Consider the following 16,383-nt stretch of genomic DNA (forward strand, 5'->3'; position numbering starts at 1 on the left):
TCGTCCGAGGGGAGGAACATGAAAACCGTCGATGCGCGTTACGTCACCGCCAATATTCCGGCATTCCTGATCCGTAGCGTCGTCGCGACGCTTGGAGACATGGGGCTCGATGCCTCACGGCTCACCGCCGGGCTTGGGATATCAGCCGAGGATTTGGCCGACCCGGCCTGCCGCGTGTCATTCCGGCAGGGGCGCGAGGCCATTCTCCGCGCCATGAAAATGGCCAAGGGAAAGGCGCTGGGGCTTGAAACCGGCATGCGCGAGAAGATCACATCCGTCGGCCTCGTCGGCTATGCCATGCTGACGGCGGCGACAGTCGGCGATGCGGTGAAGCTCGGCCTCGATCTGCAAAAAGATACCGGCAGCATGCTTGAATTCGACACGCGGGTGGAGGTGGAAGGCATTGCCGTCACCGCCGCCAGCCGGTTTCACGATCCTGACATCCATGTGTTTCTGGTGGAGGAAGCCTTCGCCAGCTTCATGGGCATCGCCACCGGCCTTGTCGGCGAAGAATTCAGGCCGCTGCGGGTCGATCTCGCCTATCCCGCGCCCGCTCATGCGGAAGCCTACAATCAGGTCTTCAACTGCCCGGTGCGGTTCGGCCAGCTGGAAAACGCCTTCGTCTTCAGCCCCGCCTGGTATAGCCGTCCGCTTGTCACGGCCGATCCTTTCACCCACCGCCAGCTTCTGGAGTTCTTGGCCTATAACCGGGCGCGCAGCCGCGAGGCCGCCGAAATCATCGCCTCGGTGGAACGGGTGCTGCGGCAGAAGCTCGACAGCCGCAACCATATTTCCAAGGTCGCCCGCGCGCTCGGCATGAGCGAGCGGACCCTGCGCCGAAGGCTGTCTGAGAGCGGCGTCTCGTTCCAGTCGATCCTCGACGGGGTGCGGAAGAACCGCGCGCTCGAACTCCTCGCCAATCAGCACATGCCCGTGGAGCAGATCGCCTTCGCCGTCGGGTTTTCCGATCCGCATAATTTCCGCCGCGCATTCCGGCGCTGGACGGGGGCGACGCCGGGGGCGCTGCGGGCCGATCTATCTTGACCGGATAAGACCCCTAATAGGACGGCTCGGCGCTCCTTGAAGCTCCGGGCTTCCATTATCGTCGGCATGATAGAAAGCGACGGAGACCGTTCTAGAGCGGTTATTGGATGGTATCAGGAGTCACCCCCCTCTGCCCTGCCGGGCATCTCCCCCTCAAGGGGGGAGATTACGCCCTCACTAATGTTCGGCACCAATCACGGACGTCACAGAGCGGGGGAAGCGCGTCGTGTCAGCCAATCTCCCCCCTTGAGGGGGAGATGCCCGGCAGGGCAGAGGGGGGTGTGGTCGCGCCGGCGTTTCCACCTAGCCTGTCATGACCAACGCCAGCCCACATATCCTCGCGATCGATCTGGGCACCAGCGGGTGCAAGGTCGGGCTGGTTTCAATGACCGGCGAGGTGGTGGCGTGGGCGTTCAGGCCGGTTCCGCTGCTGGTGGTGGATACGATCGGGGCCGAGCAGGACCCGGCGCAATGGTGGGATGCGTTCATTGAGGCTGCGGGAGAGGCGCTGAACCGGAACGCTGTTCCGCGCGAGAACATCGTCGCCGTCTGCTCCTCGACGCAAGGCGAAGGCACCGTTGCCGTGGACCGGGACGGCAAGGCGCTGATGAATGCCGTCACCTGGCTCGACATGCGCGGCGCGCAATATCTAAAGAAGCAGATGCGCGGGGCTCTCAAACTGGCTGGCTATGACCCCGTCCGACTGCAGAAATGGCTGCGGCTGTGCGGCGGCGCGCCGGCCCTGTCCGGGAAAGACCCCGCCGCGCATATGCTTCTCATTCGCGATGCCTTCCCGGATATCTACGAAAAGACCCATAAGTTTCTCAACGTTCTCGATTATCTCAACCTGCGGCTGACCGGACGCTTCTGCGCCACGCAGGATTCGATCCTCACCTCCTGGGTGACAGACAATCGCGATGTGAACAATATCCGCTATGATGACGGCCTCATCCGCCAAAGCGGCATAGACAGGGCCAAGTTTCCGGAACTGGTGCGCTCGACGGATGTGATCGGAACGCTGCTGCCCGCCGTCGCCGGGCGCCTGGGCCTTTCGCCGGACACGCCCGTCATCGCCGGGGCCATCGACAATTCCGCCGCCGCCATCGGCGCCGGGACGCTCGCCGATTACGACGCACATCTCTATATGGGCTCGTCCTCCTGGATCGCCGCGCATGTGCCGTTCAAGAAGACCAATGTCTTCAACCAGATTACATCCGTTCCCTGCCCTGTGCCGTCCAAATATCTGATGATGGCGATGCAATCGAGCGGGGCGAGCAACATCGCCTTCCTGAAGGACCGCATCGTTTTCCACGATGATGGCCTCATCGATTCCGAGCCGGCGCCCGACACCTACAGGATCCTCGACGAGATCGCGGCGCGCACCTCCGCTGGCGCGGATGGCATGATGTATCTGCCGTGGCTCTTCGGCGAGCGCTGCCCTGTAGACGACCCGACGCTGCGGGCGGGCCTCGTCAATATGAGCATCGAGCATAATCGCGAAACGGTGGTGCGGGCGGTGTTCGAAGGCGTCGCGCTCAACACGCGCTGGATGATGAAGCCGGTGACGAAATTTCTTGGCCGCAAGCCTGATGAGATTACCATGATCGGCGGCGGGGCAATGTCGAATGCCTGGTGCCAGATCTTCGCCGATGTGCTCGGCGTCCGCATCCGCCAGCCGCGCGAGCCGATGAGGGCGAATGCCCGCGGCGCGGCCTTTATCGGCGCGGCGGGGCTGGGATTGATCCGGCTGGAGGATGCGGGGCATTTCGTCACCATCGACCGGATTTACGAGCCGAACGCCGCCACGCGGGCGCTGTATGACGAGCGCTTCGGCATTTTCACGGAGTTTCACCGGCGTCTCGCGCCGCTTTACAAGCGTCTCAACGGCGCGAAGGGGGCCGCCCATGGCTAGCTTCATGCGTGAGAGGCAGGAGATTGTCGATACCTGCCGCGCCCTCTCGGACGAAGGCTACCTCGCGGGAACGGGCGGCAATATCGGCCTGCGCCTCGATGACCGCCTGATGGCGGTGACGCCATCAGCCACGGATTACGCCACCATGCGGGCCGAGGATGTGGTGCTCCTCGATATCGAAACGCTTGCGGTGGTGGAGAATGAAAAGGTGCCAACCATCGAAAAGGGGCTGCACGCACGGATGCTGGCGGCCTATCCCACCCGCCGCGCCAGCATTCATACGCACCAGCCGATTGCGAGCGCCGTCGCGCTGCTGCATGAGGCGCTGCGTTGGCCGGCGGGCAGCGGTCTTGCGATGCTGGGGTCCCACATCGCCATCATCCCCTACCGCCCCTCCGGCACGGGCATGCTGGTCAAGGCACTCGCCAAAGCGCTCAAGCCGGACATTTACGCCTATCTGCTCGCCAGCCACGGCGTGATCTGCGCCGGGGCCGATCTAAAGGCCGCCACAGACATGATCCGCAAGATCGAAGCCGCCGCCGCGATTTATCTGCGCGAGCGTATCCGGAAAAACCTCAATCTCGACCCCCAGCTCCAGGCGTTCATTCTCGACACGCTTGATAAAGCTGACCTGAAGGGAGCATGACATGAACATGGCACCGCGCGCACTCGAACCTGCCTATGCCATCAGCCAATGGCCGGACAACAAGGACGTGATGGACCGGCTGAACGCGCTGCTGAAACAGCCCCTGCGCGGCATCTCCAAGGCGAACATGCCTGGAGTGCTCGATTATTTCGAGCGCAAATGCCCGACCTCCAAGGCGTGGGCGGCGCGGGCGGCGGAGGTGATCCCCGGCGGCGTGCAGCACAATCTCGCCTTCAACTACCCCTTCCCGATTGCCGCCGCCAAGGTGGACGGTCCCTATATGTGGGACGTGGACGGCAACCGCTATACCGATTTCCTGCAGGCGGGCGGCCCGACGCTTCTGGGCTCCAACTATCTGCCCGTGCGCCAGAAAGTACATGAAATCATCGATGAATGCGGCGCGGTCACCGGGCTTACCCACGAATATGAGCTGAAGCTCGCTGAAATCATCCGCCAGTACATGCCCGGTATCGAGATGTTCCGGATGCTGGGCTCCGGCACCGAGGCCTGCATGGGCGCGATCCGACTTGCCCGCGCCTATACGGGCAAGAAATGGGTGATCAAGATCGGCGGCGATTATCATGGCTGGAGCGATCAGATGGTCTATGGCATGCGCGTGCCGGGCACCGGGCGGCGCGAAGCGACCGGCATTCCGAAGGGTGTCACTGCTCACACGCAGGAGGTCTTCCCCAACGAACTCGGCGCGCTGCGGCGGAAACTGATGCTGAACCGCATCCGCGGAGGGACTGCCGCCGTCATCGTTGAGCCGCTCGGCCCCGAAAGCGGCACGCGGCCCGCCACGCCCGATTATAATCGCGAAGTCCGCAAGCTCTGCGACGAGTTCGGCGCGCTCTTGATCTTCGACGAGGTGGTCACCGGCTTCCGCGTCGGGCTTGGCGGCGCGCAGGGCTATTTCAACGTCAACCCCGATATCACCGTCTTCGGCAAATGCCTGACCGGTGGCTATCTGATGGCGGGCGGCATTGGCGGGCGCAAGGACATCATGATGACGCTGGTCGGCGGCATCGGCACCACCAAAAAGCGCGCCTTTGTCGGCGGCACGCTCTCGGCCAACCCGCTCTCCTGTGTCGCCGGTTACCACGCCATCGAAGAAATGGCGCGGACCAATGCGCCTGTTATCGCCGGGCGGGCGGGCGACCGGCTCGCCAAGGGTTTGAAGGAAATCCTCGACCGGCTTGGCCTGCCCTATGTGGTCTATAATATGGGCTCCATCGTCCATCTGCAGACCTCTGCGGTGCTCCTGATGAGCATGCGCAACCCGCTGAAGCTGATGCGCGAGGCGAACAGCCGCAAGCATCTGATGGAGGAAATGGGCGCGGCCTATATGGCGCATGGCATCCTGACGCTGGCGGGCAGCCGCATCTATACCAGCATGGCCGATACCGATGAGGTGATCGATGACGCGCTCGACCGCTTCGAATCCGTCTTCCGCCTGGTATGACCGGATGATCGTCAACAACGCGCCCATCGAAAAGAGCCTCGGACAGGCAGCCGCACGGCTTCTGCGCAAGGGGCTGCTGGCGCCCGGCGATACGCTGTCCGAGCGTATCCCGGAGCAGGATTGCTTCGTCATGGTCCGGATCGCCGCCCTCCCCGCCTCGCAGACTTTCGAATGGACACCGCTTTCCACTCCGCCCCGGAATTTGCATCACCGCATCTATCTCGCCCGCCCTGATATCGGCGCCATCGCCGCCGGCGAAATCCCCTGGACCTCCAGGCTCGCCCGCCTCGGCCTCACCATACCCAGTGTTTTCGACGAGCAGGTCCGGCATCTGGGCAAGGAGGTGCGGTATATAAAGACCCTCTCGAGCGACAAATCCTTCGCCGCCCTGTCGAATGGGGCGAATGCCTATTGCTTCGACGATCTCGCGCTCTGCCTTGGCATGAATCTCGAACGCCTTCTCCTCAATATCGAAATCCTCGAGAAATGCGCCCAAAGCTTCATCCTCGCCCGGAGCACCAGCGGTAAGATCAGGCGCATTCCTTGGCTCGTTCGCTTCATCGCCAATGGCCGCTTGAAGAAGGACCGCAAGGACGCCGCCGCACGGCATCTGCGCGGCGAGCGGGCGGTTCTGAAGTCCGGCTATTGACTGCGTCGAGGTGTTTTCTCAGCGGACAACAACAGACGCCCCGGTTCCGACACGCTCATATAAATCGATGATGTCCTCATTGAACATGCGGACGCAGCCGGAGGAGGCTTTGGTGCCGATAGTCCAGGGCTCCGATGTACCGTGAATGCGGTAGAGCGTGTCCTTTCCATCCTGGTATAAATAAAGGGCGCGCGCGCCGAGCGGATTGTGCGGCCCGGGCTCGACGCGGCGCGGCAGGCCTGGGGTCTGTGCGTGCATGTCGTCGGTCGGGTGCCATGCCGGCCATTTGGCCTTGCGCCCGATGACTGCCCTGCCGCTCCAGGCATGTCCGCTGTCGCCGACCGCTACGCCATAGCGCCGGGCGGTTCCATCATCCTCAACGAGATAGAGATAATTATTCCTGGTATCGATCACGACCGTCCCGGCGGGTTCGCCTGTTGTGTTGGCGACGGTCGCCGGGCGGAAGCGCGGGTCGAACTTGTTGCGGTTGACGACCCGCACCGGAAAAGGCTCTCCCGCATAGGCGTTCGGCTGCGCGCCGCCCTGATTTTCCTGCGGGGCGCTCACGCAACCGGCCAGTAGCGCGGCGAGCATGATGACGGGGAGATTTTTCATGGCTTTCTCCGGAAAAAGCAGAAAGCCGCCCTGCCGTGAGGCAGGACGACTTCCATCAGGCCGAGGTCAGGGCCGGATTACCATTTGATCCTGAGGCCGATATTGCCCGAGTAGGAATGGCTGTCGCCGAAATTCTCCAGCGACGTCGAATAGCGGGCTTCACCATAAAGGCTGGTGTTTTCCGTCAGGCTGATGCTGGTGCCGAGGCCCACTTCACCCCACAGACGGTCGCTGCGCTGGCCGATCGTGTCGCCGGCAACCTTGACCTTGCCGCCATCGAGGAACTCGTAGTGCAGGTTGACGATGCCGTAGGTCTGGATGCGGCGAAGCGCATTGTCGGCCCCCGTCCAGTTATAGAGGTTCTCGATCCGCACGCCGATCCGTCCGCGCAGGCTCTCGCCCTCGCCTCCGGTCACGTCCACGCCCGCAGGGTTCTGCGGATCCGGATTGGCGAAATTGAAGCCGTCGAACTTGGCGCGGGTGTAGACGAGCTGCGCCTGCGGAACGATGTTCCAGCCATTGCCCATCTCGATGCGCTTGCCGACTTCACCGCTGAACGAATAGCTGTAGCCGTCATTGCCTTCGGCGAGCGGCGAGAAGCCCGTGGCGGTGAGATCGCTGCGGTACCACATATATTGGGCAACGCCGTCGAAATAGAGCCCGTTGTCGCCGAGCCAGGTCAGGTTTCCGCCGATGCCGTAGCCTTCGGTGTCGATCTGGCCGTAGCGGGCGACGGAGGGCTTCGCCGGCAGAGGCGAGACATCGATATCCACCTTCTGCTTGCCATAGGTGCCGAAGATGCCGCCGACCCAGACGCCACGCTCGTTTTCCGAGATGACGCCCTCGACACCGGCCTGTGCAAACCACAGGTCGCGATCATAGTCCGAGCCGATTGCGGCGCCCAGCTTGTCCCGCTGACCGACGACACGGCCCCAGACGCCGCCGCCATAGAGAACGCTCTGGCCGGTGCTGTCGGCATAGACGCCGTTCTGCTCAGGGGTCAGCTCGCATTTGAAGTTCTTGGAGACATCCTTGCACCAAACGGTTTCGGCAGGCTTTAGATCGTTCTTCCAGATGCGCCCGCCGGTGCGCTGCTGCAGCGTGCCGATGGTATCGGCGCCGAAGCGGGCCAGCGTATCGCCATAGACGCCCACGGTCTGCGCGCCAGTGGAACGTGCCGAACGCAGATACCAGTCTCCATCCGAGGGATTGCTGATGCCGCCCTGGAAGAGATTATACTCATAGGCACCGGCATACATGGTCGGCGCGGTGAAGACGGCATTGGAGGCGCTGTCGTCATCCACACGGACGACCTGGATGCCGTCACCCTTGGTCTGCGCGCCGCGGCTCTGCGGATCGCGCAAGATGTTGAGCGCGGTCTCACCTTCCGTTCCGCCCGTCACGATGAGCTTGTCGGTCGGCGAATTGTCCGCGCCGAGATAGGTGTTGAGCACAATGCTGCTGCCCGCGACGCCGCGATAATCGCCATTCACGGTGACGGTATCGGCGAGCGAATAGCTGCCATTGGTCAGATCGACCGTACCGGCGTTGAGGAAGGAGCTGCCCGCAGTCCCGAGCGTGGCGCGCACATTGTTGCCGGCGAAGAGCGTGCTCGTCCCGTCAAGAACCAGCCGGTTGCCATAGATGAGATTGTCGGTCAGGGTGAATTTCGTGCCGCTGACGAGGTTGATGTTCTCCCAGTCGCTGCCGAGATTGACGCCCTTCACGCGCTTGCCGAACGCGTCATCCGCGTCAAGCGTGCCGCCGAAATAATTGACATCGGCGAGCGTCAGCGTGTCGCCCGAACCCGCGCCGCCATCGAGATGATAGACGGTGGAGAGATCGCGCCCGACAATGGTGAGCTTTTCATTGTCGCCCGCGCCCATTTCGATGCTGCCGACGAGCCTGCCGCCGACCCATTCGATGGTGTCGGTGCCGTCGCCGCCGCGCACGATGCCGGTGGTCTGGCTTCCATCCATGAGGGCGATGGTGTCGTTGCCCGCGCCGCCCTGGATCGCCACCGCGTCATGCGCCTTGGCGGTGATGGTGCCTGCGCTGATGAAGGTCGTGCCGTTGGAAGGCGAGAGATCGACGACAGCCGCGTCGCTTGCCGAGACGAATGTGCCGGTGTGGAGGACGCCCTTTCCGGCATCCTTCACGACAAGCGCGGAGCCGCCGGAAGCGCCGACCGTGACCTTGCCATCGGTGAAGGCCGCATCGGCCTTGCCGATCACGATGCCCGTGCCACCGCTGCCCGCCTTGGTGTTGACGCTGATATCGCCGCCGACCGAGGTAACGCCGGCATTGGCGATATTGACCGCCGTGTTACCCGTGCCCTGATCGTCAAGAACGCTATCCACGACAGCAGTGCCGGTCGTGTTGACATGGACGCCGGTGGCGTTGGCGCTCGTGTCCTTCAGCGCGATTTTATAATCCTTGCCGATTACAAGCGGATTGCTGGTTGCCGACCCGTCCGCCTTCTCGAAACGGAACCCTGTTCCGCCATCGCCATGGACATTGACCGTCGCGGAGGAGTTGGACGTGAAGCTGGTGCCGGTGCGAATGCCGGAGCCATTGTTGTAGACGTCGATGACGGTGCCTTGCAGTTCGACATTGCCGGTTTCGGCCTCGTTTTCGATGCCGTTGCCCGAGCCCGTCACCTTGACGTTGACATCGCCAAGGCGAAGCCCCGCCGCATCCTTGCCGATTAGAACGCCATGCGCGCTGCCGCCAACGGTCAGCGTGCCGGAGAAATCCTTGCCGTCGAGCGCCGCGCCGTCGCGGATATGAACACCCGCCGTGCCATCCTTGACGGTGATGTCGGCCTCGTTGGAGATGCGGGCCATGGATTCCTCGCCTGTCGTGTTCTGCACCAGAATGCCGGTGCCCTTGTCCACCGTGATCGTGCCGCTCTCAGCATTGTTGAAGACGCCATTGTCTTCGAGGCGAACGCCGGTGCCCTCCCCGATGGTCACCTTGGAGGTGTTGTTCACCGTGGCGCGGTCATGGACGACGATGCCTTCGCCCTTGCCGATTTTGATGTCACCCTTGTTCTCGACCTTGCCGCCGCCATTGGCGACGATGGCCTGGCCGTTGTCAACGCTGATATTGCCGGTATTCTCGGCGGTGCCGCCATTTTCGGCCTTGATCCCGATGGCATTATCGCCGGTCAGGGTGATGTTGGCGGTGTTGTCGAGATGGCCGCCATTGCGGGTGATGAAGCCGGTGACGCCGTTCTTGTCGGAGGTGATTTCCGCGTCATTGTCGAGCTTGCTGGCGCCCTGGCCGGTATATTTGCCCGCCAGATCATATTTCCCGCCATCGACGATCCCGGCAATGCTGTTGTCGGCATCGAGATTGATCTTCGTGTCCTTGGCGACATCGGCCTGGGCGCCGCCTTCGACCTTCACCGCGACCGCGCCTTTGCCTGTCAGATTATAGGTGCCGCTGCCGGTCTCGGCCTTCGCGCCATTGCCGGTCACATGCAGGATGGTCGAGTTTTCCCCTGACGCGGTCAGCGTCTTGCCATCGCCGCCGCCGACGCCGGCGAAATCCGCGCCGTCCTCGATACGGAACAGGGTGGAATTGTCAGTGCTGACGTCGAGATTGCTGTCGATGCCCGCAATCGCCGAATCCTTGCCGTGAATGAAGTAGCCGATCTGGTCGGAGCCTTCCTTGAAGTTCACGGAAGCGTTCTCGCCGAGCGTGATCTTGCCGCCCGCGCGCGCATGGACGCCGATGCCGCCCTGGCCGTCAAGATTGACCGTGCCGTCGATATCGGACGTCGCCTTGCCGCCCTGGATCCAGACGCCATAATTGCGCGTGTCGGTGTCCTTGTTGAACCCGCCGGAGACGTTGATCGTCGCATCCTTGGAGATATCGACATGGGTTGCGACCTTGTCGCCCAGCACATAGACGCCGCGCGCATTGACGCCGTTCAAGTCGATCTCGCCATTATGCTCGATCCGGCCTTGCACGTTTTCGGCGATAATGCCGAAATTGGCGTTGGGCGTGCCGGCGCGGTTGCCGTCAATGGTGATCTTGCCATTGTTGACCACATCGACCGTGCCCGGCTTCGTGGTGTCGCTCGATCCGGCATAAATCGCAGCGGCGCGGCCGGTCTTTGCGCCGATGGTGATTTCGGTGCCCTTTTCATTCGTCACCTTGCCGCCATCGACGGCGCGGATGCCGGTGAGGAAGGCGGAGTTGCTGTCCACATCCTCCTGCGCCTCACCCTTCTGCGACTGCGCCGTCTTGCCGATATTGATCTTGCCGCTGTTGGTGAATTCCGCGCCGTCCTGCAGATAGACGCCATCGACCATGCGGACATTCTCGGGCGAATTCACGCCGACATTGATGACGCCCTTGTCGGTGTTGGTGCCCTTGGCATTGTCGGTGAGGATGATGCCGGCATTGCGGACATTCTCGCCCTCATTGCGGCCTTCCGGGCTCGACGCGGGGCGCGGCGAACCGCCGACATTGACGATGCCGTCATTGACGACAGTCGCGTTGTCCTGAAGCACAACGCCATTGGAGACATGCTCGCCGACGTCAGGCTTGCCGTCCTTGCCCGGCACGAAATTCGAAATGACGCCCTTCTCGCCATTGTGCACCGCAGCATCGTCCTCACCGCGGATCGCGTGTTCGCTGTAGCGGCTGGCGAGGGTGCCGTTGTTCTCAAGCTTGGCCTTGTCCTGCAGATAGGCGATCGAATGGTTGCTGCCGCCGGTGACGTCCTCAATCGTGCGCCCCTCCGAAACGGTCACCGTCGATCCATCGGTCGCGTGGATGAGACTCCGCTCGCCCAGCGCCTGGTCCTGCACGTATTTGGGGTGGTCGGCGGGCGTGTATTCCACGGTCACCGTCGTCCTGGTGTAAGCGCCCTCGAGCGCCGCGCGATATTTGCTTTCGATTTCCGCGGCGGTGCTGCCGGCGATCTTGCCCTGCTGGATCTGGCCGATCAGGTAGTTGTTGTAATTGCGGAAGGTGTCGATGTCCGTCACTTCGCCCGCCGGGATCGTTTCGACCTTGCCTTCTGCGTTGATCCAGGTCGCGCCTTCCGGAATGACCGCGCCCTTGTCGAAATTGACGCCGGTGACATCCGCCTTGCGGTTAGCATTGCCCGGAGCCTCATAGTCGGAGGAGCCGAGGTCAAAGCGCGTGTTGGTATCGTAGGAAAGCGAGGAATTATCGCCCTCAACCTTGTAGGCGCTGGAGATCTTGCCGTCCTGACCAGCCTTGACAGGCATGTTCAGCGTGTTCTCGGGCGCGGTCGTTGCTCCGTTCGGATTGCCGACGGCCACCGAAAGGCTGGAGCCGTTCGAAACCGTCGCCAGGCGCGGATCGATATAGGCCTCCTGATCGGCGTCTTTATCCCAGATCTGATAGCCGTCCTCGTTCGGGATGACGTCGAGCTTGCCGGTATCAAAGACGTTGACCGTGACGTTTTCGTGGGTCACGGGGTCGAAATAGGAAACGGTCTTGTTGCGCGCGCCGGTTGCGAGCTGTCCGGCGGGAATGGGGCCGGTCGTGCTGACCAAGCGGCCATCGGCAGCGATCTCGTTGATGGTCTTGTAGGACCAGTTCTCGCGCCCGCCCTTCACGCTCTCATAGCTGCCGCCAAGCGTATTGCCGGTGCCGTTATCGAATACCTGCTGGCCGGCTTTGTTGTCGTTCTGCCCGGGGATTTTGACCGTCTTCGGGTCGTAATTGCCGTCCGCATAGTGGCCCGGCGCGTATTCGCCGAGCGTCTTGTCATCGGCCAGAGCCGGCCCGGCTGCGAGGCACATGACCGCAACTCCAGCCATCAGCGCCGAGATATTCTTCTTATGAGAAACGAGACCGTACGTGTTCAATTCTCTATCCTTTGCAGACATACAGGGCCGTTCGCGCACGTCGAAGACGTCACGCGTTCGAGGACAAGCAAAAATGGATGGGGAAGAGGGTTGTCCCGTATCGTATACTTCTCAAACGTCTTTTTAGACGCGAGACGATACCAAACCGCACGCGTAGATGACTTGTTCAGCCACTACGACAACATGGCATTCACCATGAAGGCCCCCATTACAAGGCATGACTCGCCTACCAACGCCGGGTACGTAGTGTCAACCCGCACTGATTGTATAAGAGGGACATAATATTTGAGCCGCAGGCACTGGGCCCCATCGGGGAAAAAGGTGGAGAACAAGAATTTCGCGGCTATATTGGCCGCCGCCTGTTGAGCGCTAATAAAATTCCTTACCCATCGGTAAATAGAGTGTTGTTGAACAATCGACGTGTCGTATTTGTGTAAAATAAATGTCAAATTCAACTTATCGGGGCATGTTGCGATGCAGCAACAGGGGCGAACGGATACCCTATAATGTGCGAGGAAACCGGCGCTTTCCGCATGGGAAGGGACCGCGGGCCGTCGGGGCGCGCGAAGCGGACAATTACACGGCAAAACTTACCTACCCCGCGAAATCCGTCTATGCGCCAACGGGAGTTAATGCGACAATCCGCCACATGAATTAGCTGCGGAATTTGTTGCCGCGACGAAAACCACGAAAAAGCCAAACATCCCGTTTCCGGGATGATTCGCCCGTGTCGCCGTCTAAAACACAATTTGCACTATGCAATCGCCGCCCGCTTCGCCACGAATGCGTCCATCGCGGCAAAGGACAAGGCCGAGACCGGCAGCGCCGTGCCGCCGTCGAGCGCGAGGTCGGCAAGAATTTCGCCGACGACGCTCGTAAACTTGAAGCCGTGGCCCGAACAGGGCGATGCGACGACGATACGGGGATCGCCCGGCAGGAGATCGATCAGGAAATCCTCGCTTGGCAGCATCGTATAGCGGCAGGTGACCGCGTTGACGCGCAGGCCAGCCGCGGCGGGCAGGCGTTTGCCGATAAAGCCGTCGAGAAGAGCGGTATCCCTTTGATTGACGGGCGGGTTCGGCTCATTCGGATTGATTGGTTCAAGGAAATGCGCGTGACGCCCGACCTTGACGCCATCGGCGCCGATAGCGGGGAAGCCGAAATAGGAGCCGCCCTCCCCCTCGTCGCGCAAAAAGCAGGGCATGCGCTCGGGCCGGGTCACGAAGCCGTCGCGCGGCTGATACCAGGCGACCACTTGCCGGATCGGCTGAGCATGTTTCGCCAGAGCTGGCACCAGCTCGGATATCCACGCGCCGGTCGAGACGATGATCTTCTTCGCCCGGTAGCGCGCATTGGCGGAAACCACGGTGACGCCGGTATCGTCGGGCTCGATTGCGGTGATTTTCTCGCCAAAATGGAGCACCGCACCGTCTTGCGCCGCCAGTTTCAGATAACCGGCAATGGCCGCTTCCGGGCGTAAGTAACCGCCACGCGGATCGAAAATGGCGATTTCATCGGGATCGAGCTGGAAGGCAGGAAAGCGTATCGCCATTTCCGCGGGGTCCAGCACCTCATGCGCCAGACCATGCAGATGACAGGAAGCGCGCGTGCCCGCGACGATCTTGCTATCCGGCTTGCCGATCTGGAGCACACCGGTTTCAGTCAGGATATCGGCTCGAAGCCGCCCTTCCAGCGCCCGCCAGTTGCGATAGGCGCGCTTCAGCAGCGGTACATAGGAAGGGTCCTCGAAATAGCCGAGGCGGATGAGGCGGCTGTCGCCGTGCGAGGAGCTCAAGGCATGGGCGGGATGAAAGGCCTCGATGCCGATGGCCCTGACCCCGCGCGCCGAAAGATAGGAAAGCGCCGCGCTTCCCATGGCGCCAAGACCGATAACCGCAACGTCGTATTGAGTGGTCATGATGGTCCTTTCAACCAAAGGCGGGCGGCGCAGTATCGCGGATCAGGCGCCGCAGCGACTCTATATCGCCATGGAGCGGCCGGTCGTCGGCGTAATGGGAAACATGGTTTCGCACAAGCCTGTGGATCGCCTCGGTGCCGGGTGCGCGAGCCGCCGTCCCCGCGAGGAAATCATGGGCTTGCGCCGCCGCCATCAGCTCGATTGCGACAATATATTCGGCATTGTCGAGGACCGAGAGCAGCTTGTTCGCCGCCGCCGTCGGGTGCGCGAGGAAATCCTCCTGCAGACCGGAGGTCAGGCCGCCATCGGTCGAGGCGGGCGCGGCGAGCCGCCGGTTCTCGTTGGCGAGCGCGGCGGCGGTGTATTGCGCGATCATGAAGCCCGAATGACTGCCCGCATCGCTGGCGAGAAAGGGCGGCAGACCGCTGACAAGCGGATTGACGAGCCGGTCCATGCGCCGCTCGCTCATGGCCGAAACCTGCGCAATGGCGATGGCGAGGCTGTCCGCCGCCTGCCCGAGCGCCGGGGCGACCGCATGGGCCTGCGACGATACGATGGGGTTGTCCGGTGTGCCGGAAACGGTGGGATTATCGGTGACGGAGGCAAGCTCCTGATCGACGATACGGGCGGAATTGTCGAAGACATCGCGCGCTGCCCCATGCGCGTGCGAGACAGAACGCAAGCTCAGCGCATCCTGCGTCCGCCTTCCCTCGGCTGCTGCGATGAGACCGCTTCCCGAGAGACGGGCACGGAGGGACGCGCCGACCTGTGCAATCCCCGCCGATGGCCGTAGCGCCAGCACGGCCTCGTCAAAGGCGGCGATCTGACAGCCCGCCGCTTCCAGCGTCAGCGCGGCAATCGCATCGAGCCAGTCGAGCAGATGCTCAACGCGGGCGAGCGCGACGGCGGAGAGACCGGTGGCGCAGGCCGTGCCGTTGACGAGGCTGAGACCCTCCTTGGCTCCGAGCACTAAGGGTTCAAGTCCTATGGCTGGCAGCGCATCCCCTCCGGCGAGACGCTTGCCCCGCACAACCGCGCTCCCCTCCCCGATCAACACTAGGGCGATATGCGCATTATGAGTGAGATATCCCGCCGAGCCTTTCGAGGGCACGTCGGGAATGCAGTCACTCTCGATAAGGGCCAGCAGATGGCGGACGATTTCCGGTCGCACACCGGAATGACCATGTGCGAAATTATTGACTTGCGCGGCGATGATGGCGCGAACCTCGCGGGGCGCCAGCAATTCGCCCACGCCACAAGCGTGGCTGAGCACGATATTGCGCGACAGCCGGGCCTGTGCGGTTCGGTCAACCACGGTGTCCGAGAGCGCGCCGACGCCAGTGTTGACGCCGTAAGCGCGAACCCCTGTCTCGACAATCCGCGCGACGATGCGGCTCGCATACGACACCCGTTCCCAGGCGGCGTCGGACAAGGCCAGCGTCTCGCCTTCGCCGACGCGGGCCACATCGCGCCAGGTCAGTGCGCTTTCGATGGAGACGGTCATTGCGGATTTCCGAAATGGCCAATGAACTGCCGGAAAGCCGGGGAAGCGCCTCCCCCGAACATTTCATCCGGTGCGCCGCTGCTTTCGATCAGGCCCTCTTTCATGAAGACCACGCGGTTCGAGACGTTACGGGCAAAGCTCATCTCATGCGTCACGACCAGCATTGTCATGCCCTCCTCCGCCAGCGCCCGCATGACGCGCAGCACTTCGCCGACGAGTTCCGGGTCGAGGGCCGAGGTCGGCTCGTCGAACAGCATCACCTTCGGCTTCATGGCGAGCGCCCGGGCGATGGCGGCGCGCTGCTGCTGGCCGCCCGAGAGATGGGCCGGATAGGCGTGGCGCTTGTCGGCAATGCCCACCTTTTCAAGCAGCGCCTCGGCTTCCGCTACGCATTCGGCGCGCGGGCGCTTCAGCACATGGACCGGGCCTTCGATAATATTCTGCAGGATGGTCATATGGGACCAGAGGTTGAAGGTCTGGAACACCATGCCGAGCTCGGCGCGGATATGGTCCACCTGCTTCTGGCTCGCCGGATAGCGCTTGCCGCCCTTCTCGATCATGCGGATTTCCTCGCCATCGACGAAAACTTGGCCCTGACTGGCGGTTTCCAGAAGGTTGATGCAGCGCAGGAAGGTGGATTTGCCGGAGCCCGAAGCGCCGAGCAGCGAGATCACGTCGCCATCTTGCGCCTCGAGCGAAATGCCCTTCAGCACCTCATGCGCGCCGAAGCTCTTGCGGATATTGCGAACGACAAGTCGGGTAGCGCCTGACATCGATG

General features: G+C 62.4%; 10 protein-coding genes. 5 read left to right on the forward strand and 5 right to left on the reverse strand.

Annotated features, from left to right (window positions below; all coding sequences use genetic code 11):
• Positions 1-18 precede the first annotated feature (18 nt).
• The 5 genes from ACOWVG_RS14595 (at position 19) to ACOWVG_RS14615 (ending at position 5,713) form a co-directional block, all read left to right on the forward strand.
• Positions 19-1,044, forward strand: a complete 1,026-nt coding sequence (locus tag ACOWVG_RS14595; protein WP_420962972.1) for an AraC family transcriptional regulator ligand-binding domain-containing protein — start codon at positions 19-21, stop codon at positions 1,042-1,044.
• Positions 1,045-1,357: 313 nt separating this feature from the next.
• Positions 1,358-2,956 carry a xylulokinase gene (locus ACOWVG_RS14600; RefSeq protein WP_420962973.1) on the forward strand — a complete coding sequence of 533 codons (1,599 nt, stop codon included), beginning with the start codon at positions 1,358-1,360 and terminating at the stop codon, positions 2,954-2,956.
• Positions 2,949-3,602, forward strand: a complete 654-nt coding sequence (locus ACOWVG_RS14605) for a class II aldolase/adducin family protein (protein ID WP_420962974.1) — start codon at positions 2,949-2,951, stop codon at positions 3,600-3,602. The genes ACOWVG_RS14600 and ACOWVG_RS14605 overlap by 8 nt, the downstream gene beginning before the upstream one ends.
• 1 nt (position 3,603) lies before the next feature.
• Positions 3,604-5,064, forward strand: a complete 1,461-nt coding sequence (locus ACOWVG_RS14610) for an aspartate aminotransferase family protein (protein WP_420962975.1) — start codon at positions 3,604-3,606, stop codon at positions 5,062-5,064.
• Positions 5,021-5,713: a hypothetical protein gene (locus tag ACOWVG_RS14615; RefSeq protein WP_420962976.1), complete on the forward strand. Its 693-nt coding sequence runs from the start codon at positions 5,021-5,023 to the stop codon at positions 5,711-5,713. Before ACOWVG_RS14610 ends, ACOWVG_RS14615 begins: the two co-directional genes overlap by 44 nt.
• Before the next feature lie 18 nt (positions 5,714-5,731).
• Here the strand turns inward: ACOWVG_RS14615 and ACOWVG_RS14620 are convergent, their stop codons facing one another.
• The 5 genes from ACOWVG_RS14620 to ACOWVG_RS14640 form a co-directional block, all read right to left on the reverse strand.
• Positions 5,732-6,328: a L,D-transpeptidase gene (locus ACOWVG_RS14620; protein WP_420962977.1), complete on the reverse strand. Its 597-nt coding sequence runs from the start codon at positions 6,326-6,328 to the stop codon at positions 5,732-5,734.
• Positions 6,329-6,405: 77 nt separating this feature from the next.
• Positions 6,406-12,183, reverse strand: a complete 5,778-nt coding sequence (locus tag ACOWVG_RS14625; RefSeq protein ID WP_420962978.1) for an autotransporter outer membrane beta-barrel domain-containing protein — start codon at positions 12,181-12,183, stop codon at positions 6,406-6,408.
• A 754-nt stretch (positions 12,184-12,937) separates the two neighbouring features.
• Positions 12,938-14,101, reverse strand: coding sequence for an N-methyl-L-tryptophan oxidase (gene solA / locus ACOWVG_RS14630; protein ID WP_420962979.1), 1,164 nt, complete (start codon positions 14,099-14,101; stop codon positions 12,938-12,940).
• Between the two features lie 10 nt (positions 14,102-14,111).
• On the reverse strand, positions 14,112-15,605 hold the full coding sequence (locus tag ACOWVG_RS14635) for an HAL/PAL/TAL family ammonia-lyase (RefSeq protein ID WP_420962981.1): 1,494 nt from the start codon (positions 15,603-15,605) through the stop codon (positions 14,112-14,114).
• A complete protein-coding gene (locus tag ACOWVG_RS14640; RefSeq protein WP_420962983.1) occupies positions 15,602-16,378 on the reverse strand; it encodes an ABC transporter ATP-binding protein in 777 nt (258 codons plus the stop codon). Before ACOWVG_RS14640 ends, ACOWVG_RS14635 begins: the two co-directional genes overlap by 4 nt.
• Positions 16,379-16,383 lie beyond the last annotated feature (5 nt).

Source organism: Brucella sp. IR073 (genome assembly GCF_049065735.1).
Taxonomy (GTDB): Bacteria; Pseudomonadota; Alphaproteobacteria; order Rhizobiales; family Rhizobiaceae; genus Paramesorhizobium.